Here is a 2033-nt window from a genome sequence, read left to right on the forward strand (position 1 = left end):
ACGGATGAAAATGGTAACCGTGTTGTGAAAGCTGATGATGGCAAATGGTACAATGCGAAAGCTGTAGATGAAAAAGGTAAATTAAAATCTGCCGACCAACTTCCACAAGGTGTAACAGCTGATGAAGTGAAAACTCCACAAGCTCGTTTAGTGAACACAGATGGAACGACAACTGGTGGTACAACAGTATTCAACAATGTAGCCTCTGCGATTCCGGCTGCAGTAGCTGATGGTGCTAAGCCTACATTCTTAGACAACTTGAACACAGCTGCAGGCGATGCAAAAACGAAACATGCGGCAGTCAACGTAAATGACTTGAACAGCACAGCTACTGAAATCATTGCAAAAGGTTTAACATTCCAAGGTAATGATGGAAACGACATCAAAAAGCAATTGGGTGAAACCTTACATATCGTTGGTGAAGGCACAGTTCCTGCTACGACAACAACAGCAGCAAATAATATCCGCACTAAGAAAACTGATGATGGCAAACTAGAAATCGGTTTGGCAAAAGACTTAGTAGGTATTACTTCTGTTACGAATGCAACAACTACTGATGGGGCAGGTACTAAACTTGCCTTAGATGGAGATAAACTGACTATTACGAATACACAACCGTTGCCAGCGGGGGCAGCTCCTGATGCAAAACCAGCTGTGACAACAGTGACAATCGGCAAAGATGGCATCAATGCTGGTGATAAAGTGATTTCTAATGTAGCGGCTCCAACTGTAGGTACAGATGCAGCCAACAAAGATTATGTAGATACACAAGTTGGTAGCGCAGCGAATAAAGATTTAGGCAACCTAAGTGATGATGGCAAAAATGCAGTCAAAGACTTAGCAGCAGGCGCTGTAAAAGTAGCTGCTGGTAAAAATGTGAAGGTTACAGATGCTACGGTTGACCATGTAACAACATACACAGTAGATGCTATTGATACGAAAGTAGCAGCTGGTGAAGGTCTTGAGGTTACAAACGGAGATATAGTAGATACAGCTACGAATACGCGTAACTACACAGTGGCATTGTCTCAAGCTACAAAAGATACATTAGCGAAAGTAGAAAACTTAGCTAACACAGTAGGTACAATCGGTGCAGATGGCCGTGATGGCAAAGCAGGCACTGGTAAAAAAGCTGATGATGCAACGGCAGTAGCAGGCGATAAAGGCTTAACAGGCCAAGACGGCTTGAACGGTCAAGACTTAACATCTAAAGTGAATGCACTTCGTAACGGCGAAGCTGGTACAGTAGTGTACACAGATGATAAAGGCAACCGTGTTGTGAAAGCTAATGACGGCAAATGGTATGATGCTAAAGCTGTGACTGACAAAGGCGAATTAAAACCTGCGGATCAACTTCCACAAGGTGTAACAGCTACTCCAGTAGATGCGCCACAAGCTCGTTTAGTAAATCCAGATGGATCTACTACAACAGCAGAAGGTGCAACAGGTACGAAATTATCCAACATTGCTAATGGTACAATTGCTGATAAATCCAAAGACGCTGTGAATGGTGGCCAATTGCATACTGCTAAACAAGAATTGGCAACAGCTCTTGGTGGCAATGCAACAGTTACTAACGGCGCATTAACAGGTCCTACATACGAAATCACAAAAGATGATGGAACGAATGGAAAAGATTCTGTTAACAATGTGGGCGCAGCAGTTGAAAAATTAGATGCTCGTATCAACACAGTGAAAGGATTAGCAGTGCAACCATTGACTTTCACAGGCGATGATGCGCAAGCTGTAGAACGTGCATTAGGTACTACCTTAACTGTGAAAGGTGCGGAAAACTTCACACCAGCAGCAGATGCAACAGCAGGTGTTAACATCCGTGTGGAAAAAGATGCTACTGAAAATGCTAACGGCTTAGTAGTGAAATTAGCAGATACCTTAACAAACATGAAAGGTATCTCTGGTAATGGCACAGATCCATTGACAATTAAAAATGGTGATAATGCAGTTATTACAGTGAAACCGGGTGCAGCAGGTGCTAAAGGTGACGTAGACTTCGGTGGATCTAAATTAACAAA

General features: G+C 42.9%; 1 protein-coding gene. It reads left to right on the forward strand.

What is annotated here, in order from left to right:
* Positions 1-2033 (forward strand): hypothetical protein (locus tag EO121_RS08530; RefSeq protein WP_206168555.1); only part of this gene is annotated, 2033 nt, incomplete at both ends.

It is taken from the genome of Veillonella sp. CHU732 (assembly GCF_003992085.1).
Classification (GTDB): Bacteria; Bacillota; Negativicutes; order Veillonellales; family Veillonellaceae; genus F0422.